This is a genomic window from Kluyvera intermedia (genome assembly GCF_021440345.1).
In the GTDB taxonomy this organism is placed as follows: domain Bacteria; phylum Pseudomonadota; class Gammaproteobacteria; order Enterobacterales; family Enterobacteriaceae; genus Kluyvera; species Kluyvera intermedia_A.
The window spans coordinates 12,025-26,030 of record NZ_JAKCNS010000044.1; the positions used below are offsets into that span (position 1 = coordinate 12,025).

The window sequence follows — 14,006 nt, forward strand, 5'->3', positions numbered from 1 at the left end:
GGTGGCAAATTTTGCCGCCCTTTATTTTTTTCAGGCTTAAACGGCTTTATTCCATTTTGCTGCCGACACCCCTGAAAATAAACTTTAGCACCTGGCTAATTTCAGGCGCGGCTGGCGAAGGGAATACGCCAGATCTGAGGCTTGGCAAACATCACCAGATTACCCAATAAAATCAATACCAATCCGATAATGGCATTCGCGTGCCACTGATAGCCCTCGTACATCGTCGAGAGCGTCAGCGCCACCAGCGGGAATAGTAGCGTACTGTATGCCGCGTTGCTGGCACCGATCCGCCCGACCAGGGTGAAGTAAACGCCAAAGGCGATGACTGACCCGAAGATGGCCAGATAGAACAGCGCGCCCAGATAGCCCACCGTCCATTGCACGCTGAAATCATCGCCGCGCAGCAGGGCGATGACGCCGATAATGGCGGTACCATAGAGCATTGCCCAGGTGTTAGTGGTCAGTGTTTCCAGCCCACGACGCTGATGGCGAATACTGAGCATATTGCCCAACGAGAATCCGTAGGTCCCCAATGCGCTCAGTAAGATCCCTGCCAGTAGCGTGCTACTCATGCCCACCGCGCGCAAATCTTGCCAGAACAGGATAATAATGCCCGCCAGGCCTAAAAAGGCGGCGAGATAAAAACGCTTAGGCGGCGTCTGGCGATAGAACAGGAAACTGTTGATGGCGTTAAACAGCACCGCCATTGAGAAAATTACCGACTCCAGCCCGGTGTTAATCCATCTGGCGGCGGTATAAAAACACAGGAAGTTAAAACCGAATACACAGCAGCCCTGCAGCACGCAGAACAGATGGTCGCGCAGCGTCAGTGGGCGAAGACGCCGCAGGCACAACAGGATGGTCAGCATTGTGCCGCTGGCGATGGCGAAACGCCAGAAAATCGACACTGCCTCCGGCACCGGCCCCTGTTGCAAAAAGATAGCAATCCAGGTGGTTCCCCAGATAACCACCACCAGAGCATAAAGCAACGCGTTCATAAGTCCTCACAGCAAGTCACGATAATGTGTCTAGTCTGTCGTGACGGGACTGCGGGCGCTTGCAGAAGATTGCGAAGCACTTGCATATTCTTGCGGTTTTTTATCTGGCACGATGCGCAGAGTGCTGGAATCCGGGCCGCGCAGGCTCTAGACTGGGACAATTGATACTGGTGGCTGATAGATGAATGACCCACACCTACGCGACGTTTGAAAGATTACAGAGTCAGAACGCGGTTCTGAGGGAAACCGTCGCGCTCAATTCCGGGATCCAACTGGCGGCCTGGTACAATAAATGCGACAACCTGACGGTACAAAGCGACCACCATACTCTCAGTCTATATGTGGCCGACGGCTATGAAAGCTATCAGAAAACGCCTCATGGCTGGAAAAACGGCGGTGGCCCGGACCGTTTTTGTCTGATGCCGCAGGACAGCGAGTCAACGTGGGATATTCGCGGCGATCTGTCATTTGTGCATCTCTACTGCACCGAAGAACATCTGCGCAAAGTAGGGGAACAGGTATGGGATCGCAGCCCGGCCTCGCTCAGCCTGGATGAACAGATTTTCGGCGATGACGCGAAAATTACCTTACTGTATCGCCAGTTCTTGCTGAGCTACGACTGGCAACAGGCAGCAAATCAGCTGACGTTAAGCAGCGCCAGCACGCTGCTGTTAACTCATCTTTTGCAGAACTATGCCAACGTAAAGTGGCGGCTTCCGACCGTCACCGGCGGCTTATCGCCCGGCGTTTTGCGTAATACGCTGGAGTATATTGACGGCCAGCTTTCCATGCCATTAACGCTGGCGGACTTAGCCGCGCAGGCGAGCTTAAGCGAATACCACTTTGCGCGCATGTTTCGTCAGTCGGTGGGGCTTGCGCCGCACCAGTACGTGATGCAGCGGCGAATGGACAAAGCGCAGCAGCAGGTGCGTTACACCACGCTGCCGCTCACCGAGATTGCGCTAAACTGCGGGTATAGCTCCGCCAGCCATTTCAGCAACCGTTTCAAAGCGGCCACCGGCAGTACGCCTTCTCAGCTACGCGCCACGCTTGCGGGATAACAACGCAAAGCTTATCCCGCCAATCACCAATCCCCAGAATGCGGAACCAATGCCGACAAGCGTGATGCCGCTGGCAGTGACCAGAAACGTCACCAGCGCCGCGTCTCGTTCATGCGCCACGTTCAGCGACTGAAACAGACTTCCGCCGAGAGTGCCGAGCAGCGCCAGCCCGGCCAGCATCTGGATCCACACCGCAGGCAGCGCCGACATGAGCGCAGTGATTGAACCGCCAAAAATCCCCGCCAGCAGATAGAAAACGCCGGCCGCTGCCGCTGCTAGCCAGCGTTTATGTGGATCAGGGTGGGCGTCCGGACTCTGGCAGATGGCGGCGGTAATGGCGGCAATACATACCGAATAGACGCCAAACGGGGCCAGCAGTAGGCCAAACGCGCCGCTGATGACAATCAACGGTGAAACCGGAACGTGATAACCTGAAGCCTGAAGCGTTGCCAGCCCCGGCGCGTTTTGCGAGGCCATCGTCACCAGAAAGAACGGGATGCCGATGCTCAACAACTGGGTTAGGGAGAAATGAGGGGCAATGTACTGCGGCGCAACAAAAGCCATGCTCAATGAATCGGTGACAATGTCACCTTTTATTGCTGCGACGAACATTCCAACCGCCAGCGCCGCAACGACCGCATAGCGCGGAGCCAATGCTTTAAATAGCAGCCATCCCACCAGCATACTGCCGCAAAGCAGCAGATGCCCCTGCAATGTGGCAAACGCCTCAAGGCCGAAACGCAGCAGAATACCGGCTAGCATGGCAGCGGCCAGCGAATGGGGAATCAGCTTCATGAGCTTTGCGAACCAACCGGTTAAGCCGCACAGGACGATCAGCGCATTGGCGAAGATAAAAATCCCCACTGCGTCATTGAGCGAGGCTCCTTGCAAACTCCCCACCAGCAGCGCCGCGCCGGGCGTCGACCAGGCGGTTAAAATAGGGACTTTACGCCATAAGGTGAGCACCAGCGTACTGACACCCATCGCCAGGCCAAGCGCCGTCATCCAGCCGGAAATTTGCAGCGCGCTGGCGCCAGCCGCTGCGGCCGCCTGCCAGATAATCGCCGCAGAGCTGGCATAACCTACCAGGACTGCGACAAACCCGGCGAGCAGAGTGGGAAAAGGAACGAGAGCAGAGCGCATAGGAATTCTCTTGTGCGTTATAACATCCGAACACTGTAGCATTGTGCGTTATAGCGTACAATGGCCATTACGCATTTGCTAAAATGTGGCAGGATGAGTGGGGTATACTGGCATCAGGCAATGAAACGGAGGTGGAATGAATATTGCGCAATACCTTGCTGCGACGCTGAAAACTCTGCGTCAGCAGCGCGGCTGGAGCTTGTCAAAGCTGGCGGAAGAGACCGGTGTGTCGAAGGCCATGCTCGGGCAAATTGAACGTAACGAATCCAGCCCGACCGTGGCGACCTTATGGAAAATTGCCACCGGACTGAACGTCCCATTCTCCGTCTTTATCACGCCGCCAGAGTCGAGCGGTGAACAGGCCTTTGACCCGCAGCAGCAGGCGATGGTGGTTACCCCGGTGTTCCCCTGGGACCCTGAACTGTGTTTTGACCATTTCTCCATTACCCTCGCTCCTGGCGCGGTCAGCGAATCCACGCCGCATGAAAAAGGGGTCATTGAGCACGTGGTGGTGATTAGCGGGACGCTGGATATGTATGTCGATGGGCGATGGCAATCGCTTTGCGCCGGGGCGGGGTTACGCTTTGCAGGCGATCTGGCTCACGCTTACCGCAACAGCGGCGAGCAGACGGCGCACTTTCACTCTATTATCCATTACCCCAAAGAAAAAGCCGCAGGCAAGCCTGCGGCAAATCACGACAATGAACCATAACGTGGCCGTTACGAGGAAGTCCGGAATACGTGAGTGAATTTATCGTAGCGCTGCCGCCGGTGGAAATGCCTAATTCGGCAATAGGTTGTTGAAAATAAGCTATTCATGAGGTGCTCTGGGGGAAATGTTTTCGTCTGTCGTGGCTTCTGGCTACAATAGCCACATCTTTTGTGAACCTACTGGATAATCCCGATTGTATGTACCAGCAGAACGCTCATCTTGAACTCCTTAGCCCCGCCCGTGATACGGCAATTGCCCGTGAAGCCATCCTCCATGGTGCCGACGCCGTGTATATCGGCGGTCCGGGTTTTGGCGCGCGGCATAATGCCAGCAACAGCCTGCAGGATATCGCTGAGCTGGTGCCGTTTGCTCACCGTTATGGCGCGAAAATCTTTATTACGCTCAATACGATTTTGCATGATGACGAGCTGGAACCCGCACAGCAGCTGATTACTCGCCTGTATGAGACCGGCGTCGATGCATTGATCGTGCAGGATATGGGTATTTTACAGCTTGATATCCCGCCTATTGAGCTGCATGCAAGTACCCAATGCGATATCCGCAGTGTGGAAAAAGCCAAATTTCTCTCCGACGTTGGTTTCAGCCAGATTGTGCTGGCGCGCGAGCTGAACCTCTCACAGATAAAAGCGATTCACGACGCGACCGATGCCACGATTGAATTCTTTATCCATGGTGCGCTGTGCGTGGCCTATTCCGGGCAATGTAATATTTCCCATGCCCAGACCGGGCGCAGCGCTAACCGTGGTGATTGCTCGCAGGCCTGCCGCTTACCGTACACGCTGAAAGACGATCAGGGTCGGGTGGTGGCGTTCGAAAAACACCTGCTGTCGATGAAAGATAACGATCAGACCGCCAACCTCGGCGCGCTCATCGACGCGGGCGTGCGTTCCTTCAAGATTGAAGGGCGCTACAAAGACATGAGCTACGTGAAGAACATTACGGCGCACTACCGCCAGATGCTTGATTCCCTGATTGAGGCACGCGGCGGCTTCACGCGATCTTCTGCTGGCCGCACGGAGCACTTCTTCGTGCCATCCACGGATAAAACTTTTCATCGCGGCAGCACCGATTATTTTGTCAACGAGCGGCAGATGAATATCGGTGCGTTCGACTCGCCAAAATTTGTCGGCCTGCCGGTGGGCGAAGTGCTCAAGGTCAACAAAGATACGCTGGACGTTGAAGTGACGGAGCCGCTGGCAAACGGCGATGGTTTGAATGTGCTGATTAAGCGCGAAGTGGTCGGTTTTCGTGCCAATACCGTGGAGAAAATCGGTGAAAACCGTTATCGCGTGAAGCCAAACGAAATGCCTGCCGATCTGTATAAAGTCCGACCGAATCAGGTGCTAAACCGTAACCTTGATCATAACTGGCAGCAGGCGCTGCTTAAAACCTCCAGCGAGCGTCGGGTGGCCGTGGATATTGCGCTGTCCGGCTGGCAGGAACAATTAATTCTGACGCTAACCAGCGAGGACGGTGTTTGCGTTACCCATACGCTGGACGGTGAATTTGCCGCCGCCAATAATGCCGAAAAAGCGTTGCAGCAGTTGCAGGATGGGATCAGCAAACTCGGGCAAACCCTGTATTACGCGCGTGACGTTGACGTGATGCTGCCCGAGGCGCTGTTTGTGCCGAACAGTATGCTCAATCAGCTGCGCCGTGAAACGGTGGAGATGCTCGATAAGGCCCGTCTGGAAGGCTATCGACGTGGACAACGTAAGGCGGTTGCCAATCCGCCGCCGGTTTATCCGGATAGCCATTTGAGCTTCCTCGCTAACGTTTATAACCATAAAGCACGTGAATTCTATCAGCGCTACGGCGTGCAGTTGATTGATGCGGCATATGAGGCGCATCAAGAAAAAGGCGAGGTGCCGGTAATGATCACCAAGCACTGTCTGCGCTTTGCCTTCAACCTCTGTCCGAAGCAGGCCAAAGGTTCTATCAAGAGCTGGAAGGCAACGCCGATGCAGTTAATTAACGGCGATGAAGTGTTGACGCTGAAATTCGACTGCCGACCATGTGAAATGCACGTGATAGGGAAAATGAAGAATCACATTCTGAAGATGCCGCTGCCGGGTAGTGTGGTCGCATCGGTCAGCCCTGACGATCTGCTGAAAACGCTGCCAAAGCGTAGGTAATCGGAACAGGGTGAAGGCCCGGCGAATGACGATTTCGCCGGGCTTTTTGTCGCAATACAGTGATGAGTGATGTCAGGATTTAAATCCGGCGGCCGTCATCAGGACGCGAAACAGTCCGCCCACCACCGTCAGCGCCAGCACGCTACCGCCCCACAGCGCCACCAGCCAGAAAATTCGCGAAAACCACAGACTTTTCATCAATGATACCCCTCATCCTGCGGCACTTTGCCGCGAAATACGTAGTAGCTCCAGAAGGTGTACACCAGGATAACCGGGATAATAAACAGCGCGCCAATCAGCATAAATTCCTGGCTTTGCTCGGGAGCCGCCGCCTGCCAGAGCGTGATGGATGGCGGGATGATCGCAGGCCAGATGCTGATCCCAAGCCCGCTAAAGCCTAAAAATATCAGCACCAGCGTCAGAATAAACGGCTGCACGTGGCTGGTATCTCGCCCCAGATGACGCCACAGCAGGGCGCTGGCGATGATGACCAACAGCGGAACCGGCAGCAAATAATAAAGATTCGGCAAGCTAAACCAACGTTCGGCAATCTGACTGTGTACCAGCGGGGTCCACAGGCTAATGACGGCGATGACCGCCAGTAATGTCAGCAGCAGCCCGCGAGCCGTTCTGCGCATAGTGTTTTGCAACGTTGATTCGCTTTTCATCACCAGCCAGGTTGCTCCCAGCAAGGCATAGGCGACAACCAGACCCACACCGCAAAACAGCGTAAACGGTGTTAACCAGCTAAACGGCCCACCGCTGTAGATGCGTCCGGTGACTTCAAAACCATTAATCACCGCGCCGACTACGATACCCTGGCAGAAGGTAGCCAGAATGGAGCCGCACATAAACGCTTTATCCCAGAATGGGCGGTGCGATGGGGTCGCGTTAAAACGGAACTCAAAGGCCACGCCGCGGAAGATTAATCCCACCAGCATTAGCGTTAAGGGAATGGTGAGGGCATCGATAATCACCGCATAGGCCAGCGGGAAAGCGCCAAATAGCCCTGCGCCGCCGAGCACCAGCCAGGTTTCGTTACCATCCCACACCGGCGCCACGCTGTTGACCATCAGGTCGCGATCCTGCGGACTGCGGGTAAAGGGAAACAGGATGCCAATCCCCAGATCAAAGCCATCCATGACGATATACATCAGCGTGGCGAATACGATAATGACGAACCAGATAATAGAGAGGTCGAGGCTCATGGGCGGTCCTCCTGATGAGCAATCGGGGTAATGGCGGCGGATAATGGACGCGCTGGCGTGCCGTGTGGCTCGACGTTGAAAGGCTGTGGCCCTTTACGAATTAAGCGAACCATATAGCTGTAGCCGACGCCGAACACCGAGGTATAGACCACGAAGAACGCCAGTAGACTGATACTCATGTGCAGATCGCCGTGCGCTGAGACCGCATCCACCGTCCGCTGCAGACCATAGACCACCCAGGGCTGACGACCCACTTCGGTAGTGACCCAGCCGGCGAGAATCGCCACCAGCCCGGAAGGCCCCATCAGCAGGGCAAACCACAGGAACGGACGGTAGGTGTAAAGCGTCTGCCGTTTACGTAACCATAGGGCCGCGACACCCAACAGCAGCATAAGCATGCCCAACCCGGCCATGATGCGGAATGACCAGAACACGATGGTGGCATTGGGGCGGTCTTGCGGGGCGAACTCTTTCAACGCCGGTACCTGTTTATCCAGACTGTGGGTAAGAATCAGGCTGCCCAGCGCCGGGATCTCCAGGCCGTAGCGGGTCCGTTCCTGCTCCATGTCCGGCCAGCCGAACAGCAGCAGCGGCGTCGGTTCACCCGGTACATTTTCCCAATGCCCTTCAATCGCCGCAATTTTAGCGGGCTGATGCTTCAGGGTGTTGAGACCGTGTATATCACCGACCATCGCCTGAATCGGGGCGACGATAAGCGTCATCCACAGCGACATGGAGAACATAATCCGGATTGCCGGCGTTTGGTTGCCCCGCAGCAGGTGCCACGCCGCGGAAGCGCCGACAAACAGCGCGCTGCTGAGAAACGCCGCGATGGACATGTGGAACAGGCGGTAAGGGAATGATGGGTTAAACACCACCGCGAACCAATCGACCGGGACCACCTGGCCGTTGACAATCTCATAGCCCTGCGGCGTCTGCATCCAGCTGTTTGAGGCCAGGATCCAGAAGGTGGAGATAATCGTCCCCAGCGCCACCATGCAGGTAGCGAAGAAGTGCAGCCCAGGCCCAACGCGGTTCCAGCCGAACAGCATCACGCCAAGGAAACCGGCTTCGAGGAAGAAGGCGGTGAGCACTTCATAGGTTAACAGCGGGCCGGTAATGCTGCCGGCGAACTGGGAAAAACCGCTCCAGTTGGTGCCAAACTGGTAGGCCATGACCAGCCCGGAAACCACGCCCATGCCGAAGTTGACGGCAAAGATTTTAGACCAGAACTGGTACAGCGACCGCCAGACTGGATTGCGGGTTTTCAGCCATAGACCTTCCAGCACCGCCAGATAGCTGGCAAGACCGATGGTGATGGCGGGGAAGATAATGTGAAATGAAACGGTAAACGCAAACTGTATGCGCGCGAGGTGAAACGCATCAAGACCGAACATGCAGACTCCGTGGAGATAAATGACTCGGTCTTGATTTTAAAGCTCGCCAGCTGCGGGTTGCAGAGACAGTCAGGCGGTATTAATACATAACAGTTCTCTCAACCCGGCAGGCTAATTTTGCCCATAAAGACGATAGGACCGGACGGCCCGGTGAGTTTCGACCCGCCAATCGGCTCAAGGCTGACCGCCAGGGTCGTCTGGTTATCCAGCGCACCGGCCTCCAGCTGGAACTCATTGCGACCGGGCTGGGTGATAAGCCCCAGCGCTTGCGGTGGCTCATGGCCTTTAATCAACCACAGTTGCAGACTTTTTGCTTCAGGAAGCACGACGTTCAGCGCTGAGACCTGAATAAGGCGGGTTGATTTGTCAAGACTGACCACAAACTGCGCGTCGGATTGGGTGCCGTTCAGGATGGCGACGGGCTGCATCACCGGTACCGTTTCTGGTTTTCTCACCGAGGTAAAAATCAGTATCCCTGCCAGGGCGGCGGCAAGCGACCAGCCGAGCCACGTTGCGGGCCGAAGCGAGGTAGGCGGCGTTGTATCGAGCTTTACTTTGCGCGCGATTTTTTGCCAGATTTCGGGCGATGGCACGCTATCCGGGGTGAGGGCATCCATACCGCTGAAGGCTTTTTGCCAGTGTAATACCTGCCGGGCAAAGGCGTCGTCGTCATTGAGCCGTTTGTCGAGCTGCTGGCGCGTTTGGCTATCTACCAGCCCAAGAACATATTCTGCGGCCAGGATGGCATCATTTTCTTGCGTTTTCATAGGCCAATGCACTCCCGGAGATGAATCAATGCGCGGCGAATCCAACTTTTAACTGTACCTTCAGGTTGGTTCAATGAGAGCGCAATCTCGGTTTGAGACAATCCGCGGTAATAGGCCAGAGCAATACTTTGCCGCTGTTCTGAGGGCAAATGTTCCATACAGTGGTGAAGCCGTTTCGCTTCCTGATGAACGTCATCGGCGGTCAGCGGTAACTGCGACATCTCTTCAGCTTCGTTAATATCGTCAACTGAACAGCAACGATTCTCATGTTTACGCAGGTAATCAATCGCGCGATTACGGGCAATATGGTTTAACCAGATTTGCGGTTCGCTGCGCTGCGCATCGTAATAGAGTGCCGTTTGCCAGATCTGAATGAAGGTATCGTGAAGGATCTCTTCGGCCCAATCCCGACGTCTGACAATGCGCAATATCATTCCGAATAACCGGGGTGAGAGCGTTTTATAGAGCAGTTCCAGGGCCTGTTTATCACCACAGGCTATCTGGCTCATCAATCCTGCATGGATATGCGCTGCATTGGTTGTCATTGGTTTCCCTATTAAAGGTGCAGCCACAGCGAGAGTGGCTGCACACAGTATAGGCAACAATTCATTTATGGCATCAGCACCGTATCAATGACGTCAATCACACCGTTGCTTTGATTAACATCGTAAGTGCTGATGTTGGCAATATTGCCGTGAGCATCTTTTAGCTGAATATTATGCGGGCCATTAGCCATTACCCACAGAGATCCCCCGTTGACGGTTTTAAGCTCAGCTTTACCGCCACCGGCTTTGAGTTTTTTCTCAAGGGCTTTCATATCGTATTTCCCAGCCACCACGTGATAAGTCAGAACGGCGGTGAGTTTCTGTTTATTTTCTGGCTTAAGCAGCGAGTCCACGGTCCCGGCAGGTAATTTTTCGAATGCGGTATTGGTCGGGGCGAAAACGGTAAATGGCCCAGTCCCTTCAAGGGTGGGTACCAATCCAGCGGCTTTTACCGCTGCAACCAGGGTGGTGTGATCCTTAGAATTCACCGCGTTTTGCACAATATTTTTTGACGGATACATCGCTGCTCCGCCAACCATCACGGTGCTATTGTCCATCATGGCTGCTTGAGTTACGCCGCTGAATACCAGTGCAGAAAAAAGAAGAGATGGCAGAAATTGTTTCATTTTCATTTCCTCATTAACGTTTTCGTAGAAGGACTCTGTTGCCCTCATCAAGTAATACGATTGAGGAAAGAAAACGGATGCAAAAAATTTTTTTATTACATTAGTGATGCGCTGTGGACAGTTGCTAAATGTGACACAGTGGCTGAATACCGCGGTCATAGGAGCTGAGGCGGTATTCAGGCCAGCGTCATGTTCAGAAGTAGTAACGAATACCCAGCCGAATACGATAGCGTTCGGCATTGTTACCGTTATCGCGGTCAAGCCAGGATAACTGCATGAATGGTCGCCAGATATTGGTCATTTTCCACGTAAATTTATTGTTCAATTCCCAGCTATGATCTTTGCCGTTTTTGCGTTTGTAGTCGCCGGTATTAATATAAAGATCGGGTTCAAATTCATAGCTCACGGTATCTGTCAGTTTATAGTTCACGACCATGACTAACTGATGATTATCGTTATAGTCTTCTTCGCCTGCCAGATCTGCCGTTTGGTAGTTCATATGGTTGAAGCGATACTTGAAGGCTATCGCTAAATCGGGGTTATAAACATACCCCAATTGCATATATGGTGAGGTTGTGGAACCCGTACTGGTGGAGTTGATAATTCCCCCTGGGTAAAACGTTAAATCATCAGTGATATGCCAGAGTGGGTACCATCCCTCGAGTTCATCAAAAGTATGTTTTAGCTGTTCGAGATTTTTTCCTGTATTAAAGACCGTCTGATATAATACACCCGCACCATTATCGAAGTTATAACCACCACCTAGCTTCAGTTGATGATCTTTTGATGCGGTCTCATAGGCCTCACGGACTTCAATATATCCACCAGCCATCGATGAAAATGAAATGCTTAAGAGTATAAAATAAATTAAACAAGGTATTGCTTTAATTATGCGCATAATTACTCCGCGGGAATTACTCCCGCTGTCAGGATGTAGAGGTTGTTAAGTTCGTTTTACCAGTATTTGGCTTCTGGTGAAAATAGCCGGGAAATTGCTTCAAATAAAAAATAATCGCCCCACGTAGAGTACTCTCCGACACCACGTTTTTTATTCATGTTATAAACTGAGTGAGTTAAATAACCGCCATAATTATGTTCGCTATCAAAATAAGTTTCCAACAGAGTGTCCAGCATGCTGAGAGCTTGTTGAATAAAATCGTGACGCTCCGGGTCAACGACCGAGAGATGGTTGGCGAGTTCAAGAAGGCCGCAGACGGCAATAATGGCAGCAGAGGTATCTTTCTGAGTCTCCGCTGCAGTCAGACTTAAATCCCAATAGCAGATGCCGTCTGGTGGTAGATGCGTCAAGAAAAAGCGTGCCGCTACCGTTGCTGAATTGAGGAACTGTTTATCGCCGGTATAGCTATAGCTCAGCGCACAGCCATAAATGGCCCATGCCTGGCCTCTGGCCCAGCATGAATTATCGGCAAATCCCTGATGTGTTTTACCTCCTCGCGGTTGCCCGGTCACTACGTCCATATAAAACGTATGGAACGTAGAGTGGTCGCTTCTGAATAAATAGCGTTGAGCCTGCTGCGCGTGGTTATACGCGCAATGTGCATAGTCGTCGCTACCGGTTTGTTCGCTTGCCCAGTACAGGAGCGGCAAATTCATCATGCAGTCGATAATCATCCGGCCTTGCTGTTCAGGATCCTGTAAATCCCCCCACGCCTGGATTATCCCGGCTTTTGGGTGATAACGGGTCATTAGCGTATCGGCTGCTTGTAGAGCGCTTTGGCGAGCTTGCTGATTGCCGGTCATTCGCCAGGTGTTTACGCAGGAGAGCGTGAAGAGAAAGCCAAGATCGTGTGTATCCAAATCGTGTTTCTGCTGCAGACGTTGCGTAAAACTCTCTACTTGTCGTTGAAGGTGGCTATGAAACAATGGCTGTTGACTAAGTGAGCTAGACAGCGCCGTTGCGCCGCTCCAGAATCCTGTCGTCCAGTCGGTGTTGGACGTGAGAGGATAAATGCCATTAATACTGCATGCTGCGGGGAATAACCCATCAAACGTATCTAACTGAAAGGCAAGTTTATCCGTGAGTTGGGTCACGATTGACTCGAGATAAGCGTGATTTCTGACCGACTGTTTATTTATGTTCTGCATGTAAAACTCTCTTTGCGATAACAACATTAATTAGCTAAGTGAACGATTGGATATGGATTTAGGGTACGATATTTGTTTATCGTCTCTGGATAGAACGAATATCGACATTAGTGAGAAGACGATAATAATCGCGCCCATAATAAAGTAAGAATGACCAAAACCAATACGGTCATACAGATAGCCAACCGGTGCGGAAACGAAGATTGTCCCGATATAAATAAAACACTGGTAGCCAATTAGGTACATGGTGGAGTTTACTTTTTTATCAAAATTTACTGCAATATATTTGAAAACAGAAATTAGCAGCAACGAGTTCTCCAATCCATAGAATGGTTTGATAAAGGCAATCATAAGTGGACTAGTTGCAAAACCGGAAATTAATAGACGAGTACCGATTAAAAGCCCAGCGATGATTAAGGTCTTACGTGCCCCCAGTTTGTTCACGATCCATGGCACGGTTAACATGGAGATAAATTCAACGATGGCCTGCACGGTGCTTAAATAACCATACCAGGAGTTGCCGGCTTTATCGCCGTGGAAAAATGAAACAAAGTAGCGTGGGAACTGTTGTTCGGCGATGTGCATAAACCACACGATACCGGCAACATAGAAGCAAAAACGCCAGAATTCCCCCTGCATAATCAACTCCCGAACGTCGGCAATATTGATTTTCTTTGCTGGTACTACGGCATTTTCTGCGTTGTCTGTTTCAGGTATTTTTATACTCATCAGTACGGCGAGCATAATTAATGAAACGATGCTGCTGATAGTGAAGTTAATTACCGGTGAAATATTGAACAATACGCCAGCGAAAGAGGCGGTAACGGCTGCGCCGCAAGAACCCCACATGCGAATCCGGCCAAATTCGAAGCCTTTAAGACGACCAAAACGATCGCAGTAAGATTCTGAGACAGCGACCCCTGCATACCAAGCGAGGCTTAAATAAATTGCGCCAACCACCACGCCAATCGGGAAGGATGAAATCAGTAGTGGATGATAGATGTAAACGAAAAAGGGCATCAGAAGTGCTGACATAATAGCGACAAAGTAAAGCAGGTGCTTTTTCATCCCCAGCTTATCGGTGATATAGCCATAGAAGGGTTTGAGTACCACCGCAAAGGCACCGTTGATTGCAAACACGGCGCCGATTGCTGCGCTAGATAGCGCAGCATGTTGCCCCAACCAGATAGCATACAGGCTAAAGCTCATGGTCCAGACAACGAAGTAGAGAAACATAAATGTGCTTATTTTTATATAATCAACTCTATTAGCAGCGTACATATT

At 52.4% G+C, this 14,006-nt stretch carries 14 protein-coding genes; 3 read left to right on the forward strand and 11 right to left on the reverse strand.

The genetic code is table 11. The annotated features are described in order from the left end of the window. Positions 1 to 101 precede the first annotated feature (101 nt). The gene (locus LZ634_RS14005; RefSeq protein ID WP_234506234.1) at positions 102 to 1,001 is read right to left on the reverse strand and encodes a DMT family transporter; all 900 of its coding nucleotides are present in this window, start codon (positions 999 to 1,001) and stop codon (positions 102 to 104) included. Between the two features lie 185 nt (positions 1,002 to 1,186). Here LZ634_RS14005 and LZ634_RS14010 point away from each other — a divergent pair, with 185 nt between their 5' ends. Then, the gene (locus LZ634_RS14010) at positions 1,187 to 2,062 is read left to right on the forward strand and encodes a helix-turn-helix transcriptional regulator (protein ID WP_234506237.1); all 876 of its coding nucleotides are present in this window, start codon (positions 1,187 to 1,189) and stop codon (positions 2,060 to 2,062) included. On the opposite strand, the gene LZ634_RS14015 is transcribed toward LZ634_RS14010, so the two are convergent. After that, complete coding sequence (locus LZ634_RS14015; RefSeq protein WP_265178958.1) at positions 2,039 to 3,247, reverse strand: benzoate/H(+) symporter BenE family transporter; 1,209 nt, start codon at positions 3,245 to 3,247, stop codon at positions 2,039 to 2,041. The two genes, LZ634_RS14010 and LZ634_RS14015, sit on opposite strands and share 24 nt — an antisense overlap. Before the next feature lie 94 nt (positions 3,248 to 3,341). Between LZ634_RS14015 and LZ634_RS14020 the strand changes: the two genes are divergently transcribed. Further along, positions 3,342 to 3,917 carry a helix-turn-helix domain-containing protein gene (locus LZ634_RS14020; protein WP_234506243.1) on the forward strand — a complete coding sequence of 192 codons (576 nt, stop codon included), beginning with the start codon at positions 3,342 to 3,344 and terminating at the stop codon, positions 3,915 to 3,917. Positions 3,918 to 4,114: 197 nt separating this feature from the next. Beyond that, positions 4,115 to 6,073 (forward strand): peptidase U32 family protein, encoded by a 1,959-nt coding sequence (locus LZ634_RS14025; RefSeq protein WP_234506246.1) that lies wholly within the window; start codon positions 4,115 to 4,117, stop codon positions 6,071 to 6,073. Positions 6,074 to 6,145: 72 nt separating this feature from the next. On the opposite strand, the gene LZ634_RS14030 is transcribed toward LZ634_RS14025, so the two are convergent. From LZ634_RS14030 to LZ634_RS14070, 9 genes are all read right to left on the reverse strand, one after another. Beyond that, a complete protein-coding gene (locus tag LZ634_RS14030) occupies positions 6,146 to 6,271 on the reverse strand; it encodes a DUF2474 domain-containing protein (RefSeq protein WP_234506249.1) in 126 nt (41 codons plus the stop codon). Further along, a complete protein-coding gene (cydB, locus tag LZ634_RS14035; protein ID WP_234506252.1) occupies positions 6,271 to 7,281 on the reverse strand; it encodes a cytochrome d ubiquinol oxidase subunit II in 1,011 nt (336 codons plus the stop codon). Before cydB ends, LZ634_RS14030 begins: the two co-directional genes overlap by 1 nt. After that, positions 7,278 to 8,678: a cytochrome ubiquinol oxidase subunit I gene (locus LZ634_RS14040; protein WP_234506255.1), complete on the reverse strand. Its 1,401-nt coding sequence runs from the start codon at positions 8,676 to 8,678 to the stop codon at positions 7,278 to 7,280. The genes cydB and LZ634_RS14040 overlap by 4 nt, the downstream gene beginning before the upstream one ends. A 98-nt stretch (positions 8,679 to 8,776) precedes the next feature. After that, on the reverse strand, positions 8,777 to 9,445 hold the full coding sequence (locus LZ634_RS14045) for an anti-sigma factor domain-containing protein (RefSeq protein ID WP_234506257.1): 669 nt from the start codon (positions 9,443 to 9,445) through the stop codon (positions 8,777 to 8,779). Beyond that, positions 9,442 to 9,990 (reverse strand): sigma-70 family RNA polymerase sigma factor, encoded by a 549-nt coding sequence (locus LZ634_RS14050; RefSeq protein WP_234506259.1) that lies wholly within the window; start codon positions 9,988 to 9,990, stop codon positions 9,442 to 9,444. Before LZ634_RS14050 ends, LZ634_RS14045 begins: the two co-directional genes overlap by 4 nt. A 65-nt stretch (positions 9,991 to 10,055) precedes the next feature. Next, on the reverse strand, positions 10,056 to 10,616 hold the full coding sequence (locus LZ634_RS14055; RefSeq protein WP_234506454.1) for a fasciclin domain-containing protein: 561 nt from the start codon (positions 10,614 to 10,616) through the stop codon (positions 10,056 to 10,058). Positions 10,617 to 10,809: 193 nt separating this feature from the next. Continuing rightward, complete coding sequence (locus tag LZ634_RS14060) at positions 10,810 to 11,514, reverse strand: oligogalacturonate-specific porin KdgM family protein (RefSeq protein ID WP_234506262.1); 705 nt, start codon at positions 11,512 to 11,514, stop codon at positions 10,810 to 10,812. A 56-nt stretch (positions 11,515 to 11,570) separates the two neighbouring features. After that, on the reverse strand, positions 11,571 to 12,722 hold the full coding sequence (locus LZ634_RS14065) for a glycoside hydrolase family 88 protein (RefSeq protein ID WP_234506266.1): 1,152 nt from the start codon (positions 12,720 to 12,722) through the stop codon (positions 11,571 to 11,573). A gap of 30 nt (positions 12,723 to 12,752) precedes the next feature. After that, a complete protein-coding gene (locus LZ634_RS14070; RefSeq protein ID WP_234506269.1) occupies positions 12,753 to 14,003 on the reverse strand; it encodes an oligosaccharide MFS transporter in 1,251 nt (416 codons plus the stop codon). Between the last annotated feature and the right edge of the window lie 3 nt (positions 14,004 to 14,006).